This is a genomic window from Chromohalobacter canadensis (genome assembly GCF_034479555.1).
Lineage (GTDB): Bacteria > Pseudomonadota > Gammaproteobacteria > Pseudomonadales > Halomonadaceae > Chromohalobacter > Chromohalobacter canadensis.
Genome location: NZ_CP140151.1, coordinates 1,792,369 through 1,811,325 on the forward strand (window position 1 = coordinate 1,792,369; position 18,957 = coordinate 1,811,325).

The 18,957-nt window shown below is 62.7% G+C and carries 17 protein-coding genes and 1 other RNA gene; 9 read left to right on the forward strand and 9 right to left on the reverse strand.

The window, feature by feature from the left end; translation table 11 throughout:
* Complete coding sequence (gene glyQ / locus SR908_RS08540) at positions 1–957, reverse strand: glycine--tRNA ligase subunit alpha (RefSeq protein ID WP_246923207.1); 957 nt, start codon at positions 955–957, stop codon at positions 1–3.
* Positions 958–1,084: 127 nt separating this feature from the next.
* On the opposite strand from glyQ, the gene rfaD reads away from it, so the two are divergent.
* The gene (rfaD, locus tag SR908_RS08545; protein WP_246923205.1) at positions 1,085–2,041 is read left to right on the forward strand and encodes an ADP-glyceromanno-heptose 6-epimerase; all 957 of its coding nucleotides are present in this window, start codon (positions 1,085–1,087) and stop codon (positions 2,039–2,041) included.
* On the forward strand, positions 2,034–3,065 hold the full coding sequence (waaF, locus tag SR908_RS08550; protein WP_246923202.1) for a lipopolysaccharide heptosyltransferase II: 1,032 nt from the start codon (positions 2,034–2,036) through the stop codon (positions 3,063–3,065). Before rfaD ends, waaF begins: the two co-directional genes overlap by 8 nt.
* Here waaF and SR908_RS08555 read toward each other — a convergent pair.
* The 3 genes from SR908_RS08555 to SR908_RS08565 all read right to left on the reverse strand — a co-directional run bounded on the left by SR908_RS08555 (position 3,058) and on the right by SR908_RS08565 (position 6,531).
* Positions 3,058–4,632, reverse strand: coding sequence for a sulfatase-like hydrolase/transferase (locus SR908_RS08555; RefSeq protein ID WP_246923199.1), 1,575 nt, complete (start codon positions 4,630–4,632; stop codon positions 3,058–3,060). The two genes, waaF and SR908_RS08555, sit on opposite strands and share 8 nt — an antisense overlap.
* 70 nt (positions 4,633–4,702) lie before the next feature.
* Positions 4,703–5,464: a glycosyltransferase family 2 protein gene (locus tag SR908_RS08560; RefSeq protein WP_040240183.1), complete on the reverse strand. Its 762-nt coding sequence runs from the start codon at positions 5,462–5,464 to the stop codon at positions 4,703–4,705.
* Positions 5,452–6,531: a glycosyltransferase family 9 protein gene (locus tag SR908_RS08565; RefSeq protein WP_246923197.1), complete on the reverse strand. Its 1,080-nt coding sequence runs from the start codon at positions 6,529–6,531 to the stop codon at positions 5,452–5,454. Before SR908_RS08565 ends, SR908_RS08560 begins: the two co-directional genes overlap by 13 nt.
* A gap of 30 nt (positions 6,532–6,561) precedes the next feature.
* On the opposite strand from SR908_RS08565, the gene SR908_RS08570 reads away from it, so the two are divergent.
* Positions 6,562–7,719 carry a glycosyltransferase family 4 protein gene (locus tag SR908_RS08570; RefSeq protein WP_246923194.1) on the forward strand — a complete coding sequence of 386 codons (1,158 nt, stop codon included), beginning with the start codon at positions 6,562–6,564 and terminating at the stop codon, positions 7,717–7,719.
* Here SR908_RS08570 and SR908_RS08575 read toward each other — a convergent pair.
* Positions 7,701–8,405, reverse strand: coding sequence for a 3-deoxy-D-manno-octulosonic acid kinase (locus SR908_RS08575; RefSeq protein WP_246923192.1), 705 nt, complete (start codon positions 8,403–8,405; stop codon positions 7,701–7,703). The genes SR908_RS08570 and SR908_RS08575 overlap by 19 nt on opposite strands.
* Here SR908_RS08575 and SR908_RS08580 point away from each other — a divergent pair.
* From SR908_RS08580 to waaA, 3 genes are read left to right on the forward strand one after another with little or no spacing between them, the layout of a single operon-like run.
* Positions 8,404–9,516, forward strand: a complete 1,113-nt coding sequence (locus SR908_RS08580) for a glycosyltransferase family 9 protein (protein ID WP_246923189.1) — start codon at positions 8,404–8,406, stop codon at positions 9,514–9,516. The two genes, SR908_RS08575 and SR908_RS08580, sit on opposite strands and share 2 nt — an antisense overlap.
* Complete coding sequence (hldE, locus tag SR908_RS08585) at positions 9,506–10,936, forward strand: bifunctional D-glycero-beta-D-manno-heptose-7-phosphate kinase/D-glycero-beta-D-manno-heptose 1-phosphate adenylyltransferase HldE (protein WP_246923187.1); 1,431 nt, start codon at positions 9,506–9,508, stop codon at positions 10,934–10,936. Before SR908_RS08580 ends, hldE begins: the two co-directional genes overlap by 11 nt.
* A 9-nt stretch (positions 10,937–10,945) precedes the next feature.
* Entirely contained in the window at positions 10,946–12,247 is a 1,302-nt protein-coding gene (gene waaA / locus SR908_RS08590) for a lipid IV(A) 3-deoxy-D-manno-octulosonic acid transferase (protein ID WP_246923185.1), read from the forward strand.
* On the opposite strand, the gene rpiA is transcribed toward waaA, so the two are convergent.
* Positions 12,235–12,906: a ribose-5-phosphate isomerase RpiA gene (rpiA, locus tag SR908_RS08595; RefSeq protein ID WP_246923184.1), complete on the reverse strand. Its 672-nt coding sequence runs from the start codon at positions 12,904–12,906 to the stop codon at positions 12,235–12,237. The genes waaA and rpiA overlap by 13 nt on opposite strands.
* Before the next feature lie 211 nt (positions 12,907–13,117).
* Here rpiA and ilvA point away from each other — a divergent pair, with 211 nt between their 5' ends.
* A complete protein-coding gene (gene ilvA, locus SR908_RS08600; protein ID WP_281504970.1) occupies positions 13,118–14,710 on the forward strand; it encodes a threonine ammonia-lyase, biosynthetic in 1,593 nt (530 codons plus the stop codon).
* 572 nt (positions 14,711–15,282) lie between these two features.
* Here the strand turns inward: ilvA and SR908_RS08605 are convergent.
* From SR908_RS08605 to SR908_RS08615, 3 genes are all read right to left on the reverse strand, one after another.
* Positions 15,283–15,900, reverse strand: coding sequence for a 5-formyltetrahydrofolate cyclo-ligase (locus SR908_RS08605; protein WP_246923180.1), 618 nt, complete (start codon positions 15,898–15,900; stop codon positions 15,283–15,285).
* Positions 15,901–15,908: 8 nt separating this feature from the next.
* A non-coding RNA gene (gene ssrS / locus SR908_RS08610) (6S RNA) lies at positions 15,909–16,091 on the reverse strand.
* A gap of 153 nt (positions 16,092–16,244) precedes the next feature.
* Positions 16,245–16,562: a cell division protein ZapA gene (locus SR908_RS08615; protein ID WP_246894710.1), complete on the reverse strand. Its 318-nt coding sequence runs from the start codon at positions 16,560–16,562 to the stop codon at positions 16,245–16,247.
* Between the two features lie 211 nt (positions 16,563–16,773).
* Between SR908_RS08615 and SR908_RS08620 the strand changes: the two genes are divergently transcribed.
* On the forward strand, positions 16,774–17,379 hold the full coding sequence (locus tag SR908_RS08620; protein WP_246923177.1) for a UPF0149 family protein: 606 nt from the start codon (positions 16,774–16,776) through the stop codon (positions 17,377–17,379).
* Positions 17,380–17,443: 64 nt separating this feature from the next.
* Positions 17,444–18,781 carry a Xaa-Pro aminopeptidase gene (gene pepP, locus SR908_RS08625; RefSeq protein WP_246923175.1) on the forward strand — a complete coding sequence of 446 codons (1,338 nt, stop codon included), beginning with the start codon at positions 17,444–17,446 and terminating at the stop codon, positions 18,779–18,781.
* Positions 18,782–18,957: the final 176 nt, after the last annotated feature.

Below are 18,957 nucleotides of genomic sequence, written 5' to 3' on the forward strand. Positions count from 1 at the left end.
TTACGCGTCTCCCTCGTTGCTTTCTCGGCTCAGCAGTTCCTGGCGGATGCTCTCGGGGGCCATGGGGAACCCGGCTGCCTTACGCGATTCAAAGTAGGCGTGGGCGACGTCACGGGCCATGGTGCGCACACGCAGGATGTAACGCTGACGCTCGGTGACCGAGATAGCGTGCCGGGCGTCAAGCAGGTTGAAAGTATGCGATGCCTTGAGCACATGCTCGTAGGCCGGCAGGGGCAACCCTGCGTCGAGTAGCTTCTGGCATTCGCCTTCGCTTTGGTCGAAGGCGGAGAACTGATAGTCGACATCGGCGTGTTCGAAATTGTAAGCCGACTGTTCGCGTTCGTTCTGCAGGTAGACATCGCCGTAGGTAACGGATGAACCATCGGGGGCGTAGGTCCACACTAGGTCATAGACGCTGTCGACGTCCTGCAAGTACATGGCGATGCGTTCCAGGCCGTAGGTCAGCTCGCCGGTGACCGGATAACATTCGATGCCGCCGGCTTGCTGGAAATAGGTGAACTGGGTCACCTCCATGCCGTTGAGCCAGACTTCCCAGCCGAGTCCCCAGGCACCTAGGGTAGGAGACTCCCAGTTGTCTTCGACGAAGCGAATGTCGTGGACCTGCGGGTCGATGCCGAGACGCTCGAGCGAGCCCAGATACAGCGCCTGTAGCTCCAGGGGAGAGGGCTTCATCACCACCTGGAACTGATAGTAGTGCTGCAAGCGATTGGGGTTCTCGCCGTAGCGCCCGTCAGTGGGACGACGTGATGGCTGCACGTAGGCGGCATTCCAGGTCTCGGGGCCGATGGAGCGCAGGAAGGTCGCAGGATGAAAGGTGCCGGCTCCGACTTCCATGTCCAGGGGTTGCATGATTACGCAGCCCTGTTCGGCCCAGTACTGTTGCAGGGCAAGGATCAGGCCCTGGAAGGTTTTCACGTCTGGCGTCGACTGTGTCATTGGTGAAGTACCGTTGGCCCATGAATTCACGAACTGCCAAGTATACAATTAGCGGTTAATCGGTTATAGGCACCGTGACGAAAAGCACGCTTCCCGCGTGGGTGCACGACTTGAAGGAATCGACGACATGATCGTAGTGACGGGCGGTGCCGGTTTCATCGGCGCCAATCTAGTGAAGGCTCTCAATGCACGTGGCCACGAGGATGTACTCGTGGTCGACGACCTCTCCGACGGCACCAAGTTCGTCAATCTCGCCGACTGCACGCTGGGGGACTATCTCGACAAGGATGACTTCCTGGCGCGCGTGAAGGACGAGCTGCGCGGCGAGCCGAGCACCTTGCCACCGATCGAGGCCATCTTCCATGAAGGGGCCTGTTCGGATACTACCGAGTGGGACGGCAAGTTCATGCTCGACAACAATTTCGAGTACTCCAAGGTGCTGCTGCACTTCTGCCAGCACAAGCGTATTCCCTTCCTGTACGCGTCGTCGGCGGCGACCTATGGCGGCAGCGAGGTGTTCGTGGAATCGCCGGAGCACGAGAAACCGCTCAACGTCTACGGCTACTCCAAGCTTCTGTTCGACCAGTACGTGCGCGTTCACTGGGAGGAGTTCGAGGCTCAGGTGGTGGGCTTCCGCTACTTCAATGTCTATGGCCCGCGCGAGCAGCACAAAGGCAAGATGGCCAGCGTCGCCTATCATCACCACAGCCAGGTGAAGCGCGGCGAGAATCCCAAGCTGTTCGGTGCCTGGGAAGGCTATGAAGCCGGCATGCAAAGCCGTGACTTCATCTATGTCGGCGACGTGGTGGACGTTAATTTGTGGTGCCTCGACAACCCTGAGGTGTCGGGCATCTTCAACCTGGGCACCGGCCGTGCCGAACCGTTCAAGACCATCGCCGAGACGGTGATCGATTATTATCAGACCGGCAAGATCGACTACATCGCCTTTCCCGAGGAGCTCAAGGGGCGCTACCAAAGCTACACCCGCGCCGATATCTCGCTCTTGCGTGAGGCGGGCTACCCGGCGGAATTCAAGACCGTGCGCGAGGGTGTCAGCGCCTATCTGGATTGGTTGAATGGCTGACGATATCGCCACCGCCCCACGCCTGCTCGTCGTCGGCCCTTCATGGGTCGGCGACATGGTCATGGCACAAAGCCTGTTCATGACGCTCAAGGCGCGTTATCCGGAGGCCTACCTCGGGGTGCTGGCCCCGGGTTGGTCGCTGCCGATTCTGGCGCGCATGCCCGAAGTCGACGAGACCATCGCACTGGACGTCAAGCACGGCGAATTCGGCTGGACTACGCGGCGTGACGTAGCGCGCACGCTGAAGGGTCGCTTCGACCGAGCGATCGTGTTGCCGCGATCCTGGAAATCGGCGCTGGTACCGTTCCTTGCCCGTATCCCTGAGCGGCTGGGATTCCAGGGCGAGCAACGCTATGGGGTGCTCAATGCGCGCCGTCAGCTCGACAAAAGCGTGCTGAATCAAACCGTGAAGCGCTTCGTCTCGCTGGGGCTGCCCGAGGACGAGGCGCAAGCCGGAGATTTTGCGATTCCCGCGCCGCGCCTCGAGGTGAATGCCGACGAACAGCGCCGCCTGCGCGAGACGCTGGGACTCTCGGAGCGTCCCGCCATCGGCATGATGCCGGGCGCCGAGTTTGGACCGTCCAAGCAGTGGCCGCTGGCGCATTTCCGTACCCTGGCGGAGCGCCTGGTGGTCGAGGGCTTCGAGGTGCGGGTGATGGGTGGCCCCAAGGATGCCGATGCCGGTGAGACGATCAGCCAAGGGCTGGAAGGCGTACATAACCTGTGCGGGCGTACCAAGCTCACCGAGGTGGTGGACCTGCTCGCTGACTGCCAGCAAGTGGTCACCAACGACTCGGGGCTGATGCACGTGGCGGCGGCGGTGGACACGCGCGTGCAGGCCATTTACGGCTCTTCCTCGCCGGCCTACACGCCGCCTCTGACCGAAAACGCCGAGATCCACGACCTCTACCTGTCATGTTCGCCGTGCTTCGCGCGTGACTGCCCGTTGGGGCACACTAATTGTCTGCGTCATCTCGAGCCGGCACGGCTGTTGGCGTCGATTCGGCACGCGGCGCTCAGTTGACCCCTTTCCACATATAGGTTTGCAGTGCGTCTTCTTCCGCCATGTGGCCGTTGATGGTCTCCAGGCCGTATTCTTCGACCAGCGTGGGATCCTTGGCGAATAGTGAGCGTCCCAGCCCGGCGGCACGTGCGTCCAGTGTGAAGCCCATGGCTTCGAGTACCGTCGGGTAAACATCGACCATCGACCCCTGGCGCCGGATACGCTTCCCGGCAGGGACACCCTCGCCAAGCATCATGAAGGTGTTTTCGCGCTCGGCATCGACCAACTGCGGCCACTCAGAGTTCTTCATGCTCAGGTGGTCGCTGGAGATCACCACCAGGGTATTGTCGAGCAGACCTTCTTCGTCGAGGCGCTGAAGGAAGCGGCGTACCAGCCAGCCCGTGCATTTCACCGAGTACAGGATATCGACGCCGTCGAACTTGCCCTGGTTCTCCAGGCATGCCTGAGCCGGGTTGCCGAACGGCGGATGAGCCGCCAGGGTCAGGGCGAACATGGCATAAGGCTGGCGTTCATCATTCTCGGCAAGCTTGCGGATACGCTCGGTGGCCATGTCGAGTAGGGTGTCGTCGTAAAGGCCCCAATCGTTGAGGTAATCCGGTGGCGTGACCTGGTCTTCCAGTTCGTCGCGCCCCAGCGCCCGATCGAAGCCGTGTCCTTCGTAGAACACCTTTTTGCCTGCAAAGCGCGTACTGGCCCCGCCCATGTAGGTGAGGTCGTATCCCTGGGCATTGAGGATGTCGCCCAGACACTGGGTATGTGGGAGTACCTCCTCGAGTGGCTCGAACTGGTTGTCATGTTTTAACCCGGCGGGAATCAGTGGCACGCCGCACTGGGTGGCGACCATGCCCGCGGTCGTCCAGCCGGTATTGTCGAGCTGCTTGAGCCCCTCGAAGACGGTGCCGCGTTTGCCGAGCGCGGCGAGGTCCTCATAGGCGTCGCCGAATGTGTCGCGGTCGGCGTAGGTCCGCTCGGTACTTTCCAAGTAGAGATAGATAAGGTTGGGGCGCGTTTGCGGTTCGCTTTCAATGCTCGGGACGCGGTAGTGATCGCGCAACCAATCCCCTTCGGTGACCACCGAAGCGCCGCGTTGCGAGAGACCGAACAGCAGCGGATTGAAGGCCAGCAGAAAGATGGCGCCGACACGCTCCCACAACCGCCATCGGTGATCGGTGCGCACCAGCCAGGTGAAGGCCATGAGCATGACGATGGCGCATAGGGTGAAAATCACCGCGGCGATGACGCGGCCTTCACCGCCATGCTCGGTCATCCCCGCCTGTAAATGGAAGATCACCGCGCCCAGGTCCACCTTGCCGAAGCTATCGTCCAGGTACAGGTAAACCCACCATAGAGCCAGCGGGATCGACGACCAGGGCAAGACGCGCCGCGTGCTCGTGCGCTGCGCGGGATGGCCCCAGCGAAAAAACCACGCGATGGCGACCCAAACCGCTGCGACGGGTAACAAAAACCAGTGACTGATGACGGTCAGCGTGGTGAAGAGATACCCCAGGCATAAGCCGAGGTAAGTAAGTACGCTCCAGCGGAGGGCGGTGGGGGGCAGCTTCATCATAAGAGCGCGTCCTTGTCTTTATGACTAGATCTTTATGACTAGAGTATGACAGCGAAGAAGCCGATCTGACTCATCGTTGCGGCGTTTGTTCGAGTTCGTAGAGCTCGTTGAGCTTGGCGTACTTCATGTAGGCATGAAATGCGGTAGTCAGCGCGACCGTCATGCCATCCATTCCCTGGAGCATGCCGCCCTTGAAGACCAGTTTGCGCAGCATCGCGTTGACGGCATGCAGCGTCGGGCGCAGTCGCGAGGGGCGTACACCGCGTTCTTTCATCGCCCAGGCATCGCGGCTGGAGAGCGCATCGATGCGCCGGATCCAGTGTGACATGTCCTCGTAAGTGAAATGTCGCAGATGTGCCGTGGTGGCCTCGACCTTGGGGGCCTCGACCGAAGAGTGTGCCTTCTTGGGTAGGTAACCGGCAGTGGTGCGGTTGTAAAGACGCACCACCGAGTCCGGATAGAAGCCGGCGGCGCGAATCCAATGCCGAGCCACGTAGTTCTTGCGTCGAAAGCTGTAGGCAGTCTGTGGGTCGTCTAAAGCGAGCGATTCGATCAGGGTCACGGCGTCGTCGTCGAGGCGCTCGTCGGCATCCACGGCCAGGATCCAGTCGTTCTTGGCAAACGGCACGCCATGCGCCTTTTGTGGTCCGTCGCCGAGATAGGCCTGCGCGATCACCCGAGCGCCCTCGGCCTCGGCGATGGCCACGGTGTCGTCGGTGCTCAGCGAGTCGACGACGATGACCTCGTCGCAGACGCGCGACAGCGAACGCACGCAGTCGGCGATGTTGGCTTGCTCGTTGAGGGTGATGACGATTCCGGTCAGCGGTTGCATGGCGTTTCCTCGGGGGCCGTTGGCGTTGGCCAAGTGTCGGCAATTTGGCGTGCCACCGCCGCGATGTCGATACGCGACATATCGCTGGCGGCGGCATCATCGGTAGGGGGGCTGAAGGCCAGGCGGCGTGTCTCGGCATTGCAGGTTTGCCAACGCAGCGGCGTGGCCGAGCGCTTGGCAGGGTAGAAGCCGATCGTGGGTCGGTTGAGTGCCCCGGCGATGTGCAAGGGCCCAGTCGACCCGGCGACGAAGACATCGGCGACGGCCAAGGTCTCGGCGAAATCGGTCAGACTAGCGCGTGGCGGCATGAGCACTGCATCGACCTCGCGTGCGTTGAGTGTTTCCACCAAGTGCTGGGCAATGGGCTCTTCGCTAGGACCGTAAGTAACCACCCACTTCGGCTGTGTGGACAGCTTGGCGCTGATAGCCTGCGCAAGGTCCACGTATTGGGCCACACTGAGGTTGACCGCCGAGCCGCCACTGCCGGGATGCAGAAACCACCAAGGGCGTGTCGAGGGAAGCGATAGTTCGTCGCTCAGGCGCTGGCGTTGGGTATCGCGCGTCGCATCGGGCAGCGGCCAGTAAGGTGGTGCCAGTGTTGGCATGTCTTGGCCGAGTGTGTGTAGCAGGGAGCTGGCCAGGTCCTGATTGTAAACGTACTCGGGTTTCTGCGATTGCGACCTACGCTGTTTAATGCGAAAGTTGTAAAATACCTGTGCCCACTTGGTGGCGGGCGCCATGCGTAGGGAAATGCCGGCCCGCCACCCCAGCCACCCGATACGTGGCGTGGAGAACAGCGTCAGCAGGGCGTCGAACTTCGCGGCGCGCAGTTGCGCGAGCAAGTCCTTCTGCTGACGTTGCGGCGCGGCGCCGCCCGGGTCGAGAATCACCTCATCGATCCACGGGCAGGCATGCGCCAAGGGCGCCGTATAGGTGGGCACCAGTACGGCAACATGGTTGTCGGGATGGGCACTCTTCAGGCAGGCCAGGGCCGGCCAGGCGAGCATGAAGTCGCCGAGCTTGTCGTTGCGTACCACGAGGATGCGCTGTGGGCGCGACTGGGTCATCGAGTCTCCTGTGCCCGGTGGCGTCGACGCGTGAGTCGACCATTGTCCGAGGAGCTTGCCTTGCAGCACAAGGTCTTGCATATCTGTTTATCCCGCGGTTGGGGCGGGCTGGAAATGTATCCTGCGCGAATTATACCCGAGCTGGCCCGACAGGGGTGGCGCGCCTATGTACTGACGCTCGAAGGGACGCGTCTAGCCAAGACGTTGGCCGGCTGCGATGCGACCGAGATGCGTAGTGTGCGCTCACCCTTGCGCGCGTTTTGGCAACTGCCGGTACTCGTGCGCTGGCTGCGCCGCAGAGGCATTGGTGTCGTACATTGTCACAAATCGAGCGATTTGCGCCTCGGCGCGTTGCTCAAGTGTCTGTGCCCCGAACTGCGTCTTGTCTTCACCGATCATATGGGCGTCACGCGGCCCAAACACGATCCTTATCATCGCTGGGTCTATCGGCATGTCGACCGTGTGCTGTCGATTAGCGAGGTAACGTTGACCCGCAACCGCCAGGCCTTTCCGCTACCCGCATCGCGGATTACCCTGTTGTATCTGGGGATCGACACGGCGGATTTCGTCCCCCAGCTCGACACCGACGCACGATGCGCATTGCGCGATACGTTGGGGATACCGCGTGAGGCGGTGGCAATGGCCTTGCCGGGCCGCCTGACGCCCGGCAAGGGGCAGCAACTCTTGCTGGATGCCTTTATCCGTCTGCGCGACGCTGGCGATACGCAATCCCACCTGGTCTTGATCGGGGGGCTGGAGGCGGACGAGGGCGGCAACCCCACCTTCATCGCTTCCCTGCAACAGCAAGTTCGCGAACAGGGCCTTGAAGAGCGTGTCACGTTCACTGGATTTCGGCGGGATCTCCCGCGACTCTTCGAGGTGATGGATATCGTCTGCGTGCCATCGCGCAACGAGGCCTTCGGGCTCACGGTGATCGAGGCGATGGCGGCGGGCAAGGCGGTGGTGGGCGCCGACAGCGGTGCGATTCCCGAGCTGATAGGGTGTGAAGGCGGGCGGCTTGCTGACCCGCAAGACCCGGCGGCCTGGGCGGCGACCCTCGGCGAGCTACGCGATGCGCCCGCACTGCGCGAACGCCTTGGCGCCAATGCCTGCCGCTTCGTCAATGCACGCTTCACGCTGGCCCGACACGTATCCGGACTGTGCGAGATTTACGCGGATGCCGCATAGCCAAGGCGTACCGAGGCCATGGCCTCGGGGGCGCCGAACTTGGCCAGCGAGCGCTCGAGGCGCGCCAGGTTGTCTTCTTGCCAACGCCCCGGTGTGCGCAGCCGGCAGCGGTCGAAGTCGATCAGCCAGATATGGTCGTCGGCATCGACGAGCAGGTTGCGGGCGTTGAGGTCGACATGGTCGAGTCCGGCGTCGTGAAAACGACGCACGGTATGACCGACCCGCTTCAGAAGGGCGGGCGTCGCCGTCGGCAGTCGCTCGGCCAGGGCCTGCACATCGGGAATTAGCCGTGTGATCAGCGTGGCGGTATAGCTCGGGCCGTGTCGCCACACGCCGGCAGCCACCGGCGCGGGCACTGGCAGGCCACGCTGCTTGAGTTCGGCGGTCAGGCGCATCTCGCGAAAGGCTCGGGTTCGCTCGAGCCCGGTCCACACATAGCGTGCATCGCTGAGTCGGGCGATCAGGCCGCCTCGTCGGTAGGGCCGCAGCGCCCAGCGCTCCTCATCGCAGGCGATGAAAAGGCTCGCCCCACGCCCTGGCGCTTCGCCGAGTACGGCGTCGCGCTCGCGCCAGAAGTCCGGGGTCAGCCAGCGCGAGTCGATTTGTGGCCCTTGGCCGGCGTCACATAGAATGTCGGCATCATATAGAATGAATGCCTGTCCCGTTTGGAATGTTGCCAACCGCATGAAGCATCCTCTGCCCGTCCGTCCCGCGCATATTTGTGTACTACGACTGTCCGCGCTGGGCGATGTCTGCAACCTCGTCCCCACCATTCGCGTGCTGCAGCGCCTATGGCCCGATGCCCGCATCACCTGGATCATCGGCAAGGGGGAGCACAGTCTACTGTCCGGCCTGTCAGGGGTCGAGTTCATCGTCTATGACAAAGCCTCGGGCTGGGCCGGCATGCGCGAGATCTGGCGTCAGCTCGGCGACACGCGTTTCGATGTGCTGCTGCACATGCAACAGGCGCTGCGCGCCAGCGCGCTTTCCCTAGGGCTCAAGGCGGACCTGCGGATCGGGTACGACAAGGCGCGGGCCAAGGATTGGCAGAACTGGTTCACGCATCGTCAACTGGCGCCGCATGACCGTGCGCATGTGCTGGAGTCGTTTCTCGACTTTGCGCGCCTGCTGGGCGGCGAAGAACGCGTCGATGCCGAGCCTCTGCGTTGGGATCTGGCGATCCCCGACAGCGCCTACCAAGAAGCCGCGCGTGTCACCGGCGAGACGCCTTACGTGGTGATCAGCCCCTGCGCCAATCCGCGCCTGCGCAATTTCCGCAACTGGTCCGCCGAGGGCTATGCGGCGGTGATCGCACATGCCTGGGAAGAGCACGGCCTGCGCACGGTGATGACCGGGGGCAGCAGCGCCCAGGAGCAGGAAATGGGCGCGCGCATTCGCGTCCTGTGCGCGGAAGAGGCGGTCATCGATGCCATCGGCGGCACCTCGCTCAAGGGGCTTCTGGCCATGCTCGACCGCGCGCGCATGGTGATTGCGCCCGACTCCGGGCCGGTGCACATGGCTAACGCCCTGCGCACGCCTACGCTGGGGCTTTTCGCCACCACCAATCCCGATCGCGCGGCGCCCTATTGCTGGCGGCGCTTCGTGGTCGACCGTTATCCCGATGCCGTGCGTCGTTATCTGCACAAGTCACCGGAGGCTATCCCGTGGGGCACGCGCGTGCGGCACCCCGACGCCATGAGCCTTATCCGTGCCGACGACGTCATCGCCCAATTCGATGCCTTGCTGGATGCCGCGCCGTCCGCTTCGCCCCGCTCGGAGCCCGACCATGAAACTTGATCTGACCGTTCTCGAACAGGCCCGCCTACTGGTGGTGGGCGATGTCATGCTCGACCGCTATTGGCATGGCGGCACCTCACGCATCTCGCCAGAAGCGCCGGTACCGGTGGTCAAGGTCGGTGAATCGGAAGACCGCCCCGGCGGCGCCGCTAACGTGGCGCTCAATATCGCCGCGTTAGGTGCGCATGCCGCGCTGGCGGGCGTGGTCGGCGAGGATGACAATGCCGCCTTGCTCAAGGCGAGTCTTGAAGCTTCTGATGTAAGTACTCACTTTCATCATAGCCCCGAGATTCCCACGATCACCAAGCTACGTGTGATGAGTCGCAACCAGCAGTTGCTGCGTCTCGACTTCGAGGAATCGCTGTGGGAGATCGACACCCAGGGCCTGACCGAGCGCGTCGAGGCGGCGCTGCCCGACGCCGACGTCGTGATCCTCTCCGACTACGGCAAGGGCAGCCTCAACCGCGTCGAAGCGCTGATCGCCATCGCGCGTCAGGCAGGTAAGCGCGTGCTGGTCGACCCCAAGGGGCATGCTTTCGATAAGTACCGCGGGGCGAGCATCATCACCCCCAACCTGGGCGAGTTCGAAGCGGTGGTGGGGCCATGCCCCGACGATGCCACGCTCGCCGAGAAGGGCGAGCAGCTACGCGCCGACTTGCAGCTCGAGGCGCTGCTGGTCACGCGCAGCGAGAAGGGCATGACGTTGATCCGCGAGGGCCACGCGCCGCTGCATCTACCGACGCATGCGCGCGAGGTCTTCGATGTCACCGGCGCCGGGGATACCGTCATCGGCGTGCTGGGGCTGGCGTTGGCGGCCGGTCAAGGCTACCCGGAAGCGATCATGCTCGCCAACCTGGCGGCGGGGCTGGTAGTCGCCAAACCGGGCACCGCGACATTGTCCATCGCCGAGCTCTACACAGCGCTGCATGGCGACAAGCTCGCCGAATTCGGCCCCATCGAGGAAAGTGCGTTGGTCGACGCGGTGCGCGCGGCCAAGCTGCGCGGTGAACGGGTGGTGATGACCAATGGCTGTTTTGACATCCTGCATGCTGGCCACGTGGCCTATCTCGAGCAGGCCAAGCGGCTGGGGGACCGGCTGATAGTGGCCGTCAACGACGATGCCTCCGTGGCGCGTCTCAAGGGCCCCAAGCGGCCGATCAATGCTCTCGAACGGCGCATGCAGGTATTGGCGGGCTTGAGCGCGGTGGATTGGGTAGTACCTTTCGCCGAGGAGACCCCGGCACGCTTGATTGCCGAGGTGTTGCCCGATGTGCTGGTCAAGGGCGGCGACTATCGCCCCGAGGACATCGCCGGCGGTGAAGCGGTCATCGCCGATGGCGGCGAGGTTCGGGTGCTCAACTTCGAGGATGGCGTCTCCACCACGGCGATGATCGGCACCATTCTCGACCGTGAAGGCTAAGGCGGCATCATGATCGCACCGGGCGTCGCACGTGGCCTCTACAGCGCGTTGTTGTATCTGCTCTCACCGCTGGTCTGGTGGCGGGTATGGCGTGAGCATGCGCTCACTAACAAGCGTGCGGAACGGTTGGGGCTGATCGCCGACACGGCGGACGGCACGCCGACGATCTGGCTGCATGCCGCTTCGGTTGGCGAAGTGCTGGCCGCACGTCCCTTGATCGAGGCTCTGGCGCTGCGTCATGCCGACCACCGTCTGGTGGTCACCACCATGACCGCGACCGGCGCCGAGCGCGTACGGGCACTGTTTCCCGCCGAGCGCTATGCGCTCACGCATTATTTCCTGCCGCTGGACTTCCCGGGCGCGGCACGGCGTTTCGTGAAGCGCTTGCGACCGCGCCTGGCGATCATCGTCGAGACCGAGCTGTGGCCTAACCTGCTGGCAGCGTGCGAACGGCAGCACGTGCCCGTGGTGGTCGCCAACGCTCGGCTCTCGGATAAGGCTTTCCAGGGCTATCGCAAGGTGGCGCCATTGCTGCGTGGCGCACTGGGCGCGGTGAGCTGGCTGGCGGCCAAGTCGCCGGCGGATCTCGAACGTTTTACGGCACTGGGATTGGCCGGTGAGCGTGGCGACGTCGTCGGCTCGATCAAGTTCGATCTACCCATCAATGCCGAATTGCGCGATGAGGGTGAGCGATTACATACCCAGTGGGGTGCGCGATTCGTGTGGGTGGCCGGCTCGACCCATGAGGGCGAAGACGAGCAGGTACTGGCCGCGCATGCCCGCCTGCGACGCACGCATCCCCAAGCCTTGCTGGTGTTGGTGCCGCGCCATCCGCAGCGCTTCTCGGCGGTGGCCGAACTCTGCGAGGCACGCGGCGAGTGCCTCGCACGGCGTTCGCAAGGTGAAACGCCCAGCGCCGAGACGAGCGTCCTGCTGGGCGACACCATGGGCGAGCTGATGCGCTTTTACGCCGCAGCGGACGCCGCCTTCGTGGGCGGCAGCCTGGTGCCCATCGGAGGACACAACCTGCTCGAGCCCGCCGCGCTCGGCGTCCCGGTACTCACCGGACCGCATTTGGAGAACTTTCAGGACATTGCCGAGACCCTGCGCGAGGCCCAGGCGCTATGCGAGATCGGCGACGCCGAGGCCTTGGGCGACGCCCTGGCGACCCTAGCCGACGATCCCGATCAGCGCCGTCGGCTAGGCGCCGCCGGCGAAGCGGTGGTGGCCGCCAATCGCGGCGCCTTGGAAAAGACGCTGGAAGGCATCGCGGCGCGTCTGCCGGCGGATGTACACGCTCAGGGCGTATAGCGCTCGACGCCATTCTCCGTTCCCAACAGCAGCACGTCGGCGCCGCGCTGGGCGAAGAGCCCGTTGGTGACTACGCCGACGATATTGTTGAGGCGCTGCTCCATGGCCTTGGGGTCCTCGAACAGGCATTCGTAACCATCGAGGATCTGGTTGCCGTTGTCGGTGACCACACCGTCGCGGTAGACCGGTGTGATGCCCAGCTTGACCATCTCCCGCGCCACATAGGAACGGGCCATGGGAATCACCTCGATGGGCAGCGGGAAGCCGCCGAGCACGTCGACGCGCTTGGAGGCGTCGGCGATGCACACGAAACGCTCGGCGCAGGCGGCGACGATCTTCTCGCGCGTCAGCGCCGCGCCGCCGCCCTTGATCATATTGAAGTGCGCATCGATCTCGTCGGCGCCGTCGACATAAACCGGCACCGTGCCCACGTGGTTGAGTTCGAAGACATCGATGCCGTGGCCTCGCAGACGTTCGGCCGTGGCGTCCGAGCTTGCCACTGCGCCTTGGAAGTCGTGCTTGTGCTCGGCCAGCAGGTCGACGAAGAAATTGGCGGTGGAGCCGGTGCCCACGCCGATGATGGTGTCGCGGCCGAGCAAGGGCTTGATATCCTCGATGGCGGCGGCAGCCACCGCGCGCTTGAGTTCGTCTTGGGTCATGGTGCGTCCGTATGGGCGTTCGTATCGCGTCGTAAGACGTCTGTGTAAACGTTCATATCAGCGTTCGTAGAAACGCTCTTGTAAATTCGTATAAACGCTCTTGTAAAAGCGTATCGGCGAAATCCGTGCCCATTATAGAGCTTATCCGCGCCGCATAAGAGACATGACGGCACGCGCGGGACTGGACGCTATACCGCGCCCTCTGCTAACAATGGAAGTTTGCTACCGGTTGGCCGCCCCATGGCGCCGGTTTCACAATGAGACGCGCGATTTCGCAGGACACACCAGAATGCTAGAAGAGACCGTCAAGAAAATCCTCCAGGCACGCGTATACGAAGCGGCCCGGGAAACACCGATATCCCCTGCTCCCCTCCTTTCCCGCCGTCTCAACAACACGATTTTGATCAAGCGTGAGGACCTGCAGCCGGTCTACTCCTTCAAGATTCGCGGCGCCTACAACAAGATGGCCCAGCTCAGCGAAGAGCAAAAGGCCAAGGGCGTGATCGCTGCCTCCGCCGGCAATCACGCCCAGGGCCTGGCCATGGCCGCCAAGCAGATGGGCGTCAAGGCGATCATCGTCATGCCGCGCATCACACCGGAGATCAAGGTTCAGGCGGTACGCGCCCGAGGGGCCAAGGTCGTGCTCAAGGGCGATGCCTTCGGCGAGGCATTGGCGCATGCACGCGAACTGATCGACGCGCATGGCTATACCTACATTCCACCCTTCGATGACAACGATGTGATCGCCGGCCAGGGCACGGTGGGCATGGAAATCCTGCGTCAGCATAGCGGGCAGTTGGATGCGATCTTCGTCCCCGTCGGCGGTGGCGGCCTGCTCGCCGGCGTGGTGGCCTATATCAAGTACCTGCGCCCCGAAATCAAGGTTTACGGGGTCGAGGCGGAAGACTCGGCCTGCCTCAAGGCGGCCATGGAAGCCAACGAGCGCGTTACCCTCGACCAGGTCGGCGTGTTCGCCGAGGGCGTCGCCGTGGCGCAGATTGGCGAGGCACCGTTCGAGATCCTGCGCCACTGGATCGACGGTGTGGTCACGGTCACTACCGACGAGATATGCGCGGCAGTCAAGGATATCTTCGAGGACACGCGCGCTGTTGCCGAGACCTCCGGCGCGTTGTCACTGGCCGGGCTCAAGAAGTATATCCAGCAAGAGCGCGTCGATGGCCAGACGCTGCTGTGCATCAACTCGGGCGCCAATACCAATTTCGACCGCTTGCAGCACATCGCCGAGCGCACTGAGCTGGGCGAACAGCGCGAGGCGATCCTCGCGGTGACGATCCCCGAGCGCCCCGGCAGCTTCAAGAAGTTCTGCAAGACCATCGGCAAGCGCATGGTCACCGAGTTCAACTATCGCTACGCCGATCCCGAGCAGGCGCATATCTTCGTCGGGGTGCAGGTCAAGCCGGGGGGCGACGATCGCCAGGCGGTGATCGACAAGCTGCGCGAGGCCGATTACCCGGTGGAGGATCTCACCGATAACGAGCTGGCCAAACTGCACATTCGCCATCTCGGCGGCGGACGCCCCAAGGAACACTTCAGCGAGGAAGTCTATCGCTTCGAGTTTCCCGAGCGCCCCGGTGCGTTGATGAACTTCCTGACGCATCTGCCTGCCGACTGGAACATCTCGTTGTTCCACTATCGCAATCACGGCGCGGCGTATGGCCGGGTTCTGGTGGGCATGCAGATTCCCGATGGCGCCCGGGCGCATGTCGAGGAACACTTCGAGCGCATCGGTTATCGGTACTGGAAAGAATCCGACAACCCCGCCTATCGTCTGTTCATGGCGTGAACCGTCCGGCGTCATGTTATGACGCCTTTATAGCTATAGATTATGAGAACCTATATTTCCATAGGTTCTCATATCGTTAATATGACGAATAGCAAATAAGAACATCGTTCGTTAACCAAACGTTTCATTCTTGTGCCCGGGGCCAGTTGTCAACCCATACGGCTGGCCCTATAGTCGTAAGCGTTATTTGGGGTGCTATAAAAAACAGTCCTTTACGGAGCAGGAAATGAAACGCAAGCCTGATCTAGTCATGGCTTTAGTAATGTTGTTTGGCTTGGGTGTAGTGGCGACGGGTTACGCACAGACATTGATGGGTACTTGATGTACGCCCCGGTATCTGGGCGTATTCGCCGGTCGTCTTGAAGAGGGTGTGTACAAAACAGGCGAGCGAAGTCAAGACAAGGCAAAATCGGGTGAAAACACGGAGTTTACGTGGAGTAAATGAGTATTTTGAGGCCGATTTTAACGCCGGATTGTCGAGCGCAGTCCTTTTGTAAACCCCTCTGAACGCCCGAGTGATTGCATGGCCCGCTGAGCGGCCGACGATGGTTCCCCATCGTCGGCCGCTTGCGTTACGGGCGCACGGTGCGGGCGTCGCTGACGATGGCATCGAGAGGCACATCCCAGCCCGCGATGGGCAATCGCTCGACGTACTGGCAGTCGTGGGCAAGGCCGATCAGGCACGGGTGCGGACGGCGTAGGCGTCGAAAGGCGAAGGTGCGGTCGTAGAAGCCGCCGCCCATGCCCAGTCGGTTGCCTTGAATATCGAAACCAACCAGCGGCATAAGCACCAGGTCCAGTGCCCAGGCCGGCAGACGCCGTGCGCGATGCGCGCCATGGCGCGTGCTCGGTTCCGAGATGGAAAAGCGATTGGTGCGCATGGGCGTCTTGGCGTGGTAATGCACGAACCACAGGCGATTGTCGGACAACGGACGCAGCACCGGGAGATAGACCCGGACGCCGCGGCGTCGGAACCATGCGATCAGCGGTGTCGGGTCGATCTCGCCGTCGTTGGGTAGATAGAGCGCAACGCGGCGCGCGCGTTTGACCTCTGGCAACTGGCGCAGGCGGCGGCATAGTGCATAGGCGGCCTGACGGCGCTGGGACGCGGAAAGTCGGCGTCGACGCCGGCGCAATTCGCGGCGTAGGCTGCGTCGGTCGGATAGTTCGAGAGGGGCTTCGTGCGTCATGTTCGGTGAGGTTCCCCAAAGTGCCGCTGTCGTTCTGGCCCTGAACCTAAAGGTTCAAGGTGGGTGACCGCAGACGAGTCATCAGGCTTTCCGTCGCACGGACATGCACACAGACCCGTCTAGCATTTGGCCCCCTAGTAATGCGCATAGGCTCGAGGGACTATAACGACTGGCGAACACTTCAGGGAACGCCCCTATCCTAGCAGAGACTGGGGCGCGGCCAAAGCATCAGGCACTTTTCGTATAGAGCCTTCCCGCGTATAGCCTCTTGTCTCGTATCGCACCGTTTCTTGTATAGAGCCCTGGCGTAACGAACCTAAGTGCTTGTCGGGCAAGGCCGAACGTCAGCTTGAAGGTTTGTCATCGGCGACGGGCGCATCGGCCAGGGCTTGTTCCAGACGCTCGCTAAGGCGCGACAGACTGGACTCGCTTTCGCGCTGGGTGTCGAGCGCTTCGAGGAGTTCATGAGTGATATTCAGCGCCGCCATGATGGCGATCTTCTCGGCGCCCTGCACCTTGCCCTGGGAATGGATGCCGTTCATGGCGCGATCCAGATAGCGCGCCGCGCGCTTTAACTCGTCTTCCTGGTCGGGCGGGCAAGCGATCACGTAGGGGCGTCCCAGCAACGTGATCTCGGTCGTCTGCCGCGAGGCGTCGTTCATGGATCGCTCCAGAGCGGGCCAAGGTCGGGCCCGATGCGGTAAGATGGAACCAAGTTTCCGCGTCATGCGCGGTGGAGGGAACAGCCTCGACGACCATGGCATCCTGCCCGTCGCGAGCCTACGTTCGCCGCCATGTAAGCCATTGATCACTATAAAGAGCCGCCCGGTCGCGGTCAACGCGGCCCGGTGGCCTGCAGCACAGGACCGCATCATGTCCCTAATCGACGAACAACTCGATTTTTCACGTGTCGCCGACACCTTTCTCGCCCACGGCAGCATGCAGTCACCGGCGTTTCTCGACGGTCGCTTGTGCGCACGCTTGGCGTTGGCCGACATCAGCGCCGATACCTGGCTCGAGGAAGTCTGCGCGACCCTGGGTGTCGACCAACCCAATAGCCGTGAAGACGGCGAAGTCCTGCTCGCCTGGCGGCGGCAGGCGTTGGACGCCCTGGCCGCGCCAGAGCTCAACTTCGAGCCGCTGCTGCCCGATGACCTGTTCTCTCTCGCCGAGCGCGCGCACGGCCTACAGGAATGGACTCAGGGCTTTCTGGAAGCCATCGTCGAGGCCGGCGGCCAGAGTGACGACTGGTCGGCGGCTTTGCGCGAAGTGCTCGAAGACCTTGGCTCGCTCGTCAACCTGGAGATCGAGCTCGAGGACAACGCCGAGAACGAGAACGACCTTTTCGCCTTGACCGAGCATGCGCGCATGGCCGCCATGATGCTCTATACCGAGCAGCACCCCGGCCAGCCCCAGGTCGAGCGCGTCGAGAATCCCGAGGGCGACGACGCCACCACACCGCCGTCACAGGCACACTGATCAATCTCTTGGCCGGGCTTGTCCCGGCCTCTCTCCCACATCTCCCGCCATCCGAGGAGCGCCCATGCCTCGCACTGCCCTGCCGCGTCCGGCGGCGATTTCTTCTGATGAATACCGTGCCCGCCGCCAGGTGTTGATGGCGGCCTTGCCCGCGCATAGTGCCGTATTGATCTCGGCGGCCTCGCTAGTGACGCGCAACCGCGACAGCGAATACGCCTTTCGCCAGGACAGCGACTTCCACTACCTGAGCGGTTTTCCCGAGCCGGATGCTCTGCTGGTGCTGTTGCCCGGTCGCGATGCCGGCGAAGCCGTACTGTTCTGCCAAGAGAAGGATCCTTCCCAGGAAGTCTGGACCGGGATGCGCATTGGCGCCGAGGCCGCCGTAACGGATTACGGCGTCGATGAAGCCTACGAGAACGACACCCGAGATGCCCTGCTGCCCGAGCTACTCGAGGGCCGTGAAACACTGTACCTGCCCCTCGATAATGGCGAGATGCTGGCCCTGGTCGAGTCACTGCGTTCCGAACTGGCGCCCCAGGCCCGGCGCGGCGAACGTACACCGCGTGCCTTCGCCGATATTGTGCCGCTGATCCACGCACAACGCCTGATCAAGAGCGAGGCGGAACTTGGCCTGATGCGCCACGCCGCACGTATCTCGGCGCAGGCGCACCGCCGGGCCATGCAAAACGTGTGTCCGGGGCTTTTTGAGTACCAGCTACAAGCAGAGCTCGAGCACGAGTTCGTCTGGCACGGCGCTCGCGAACCGGCTTATGCCACGATTGTCGGGGGCGGCGAAAACGCTTGTGTGCTGCACTATATCGAGAACAGTGCTGCGCTTCGCGACGGCGACCTGGTGTTGATCGACGCCGGTGGCGAGTTCGAACTTTATGCCGGCGACATTACGCGCACCTTCCCGGTCAACGGCCGTTACACGCCAGCGCAGCGTGAGCTCTACGAGGTCGTCCTCAAGGCGCAATGCCGCGCGGTGGCTGCCGTCGCACCGGGTACGACCTTGAGCGCGATTCACGATGGCGTAGTGCGCGACCTGACCGCTGGCCTCATTCGCCTGGGGCTGCTCGAAGGCCCGCTTGAGGCACGTATCGATGATCACGGATACCGGCGTTTCTTCCTGCACGCGACGTCGCACTGGCTGGGGCTCGACGTGCACGACGTCGGCACCTATCGGCTGGACGGCGAGCCGCGTGTGCTGACGCCGGGCATGGTGCTGACCGTCGAACCGGGGCTCTATATCCCCAACGCCGAGGACATTCCCGAGGCGTATCGCGGCATCGGCATTCGTATCGAAGACGATGTCGCGGTGACCGCCACAGGGCACGAGGTGTTAACGGCAGACGTGCCCAAGGAAGTGGCGGAAATTGAGGCACTCATGCATGATCGGTGATCACTTTTTGAGCGCATGGGATTTGTTTACGTAATTACGTTATGAATACGTAAAGTCGGCTTGCCGTGGTAGGAAAGCCCCTATGGGTAAGCTCCCGCACGACTGCCGTCCATGCACTTAACGTGGTACAAAACAGCGTGTCTCGCCATCGCTTATGGCAAGACCTTCGAAGCCGA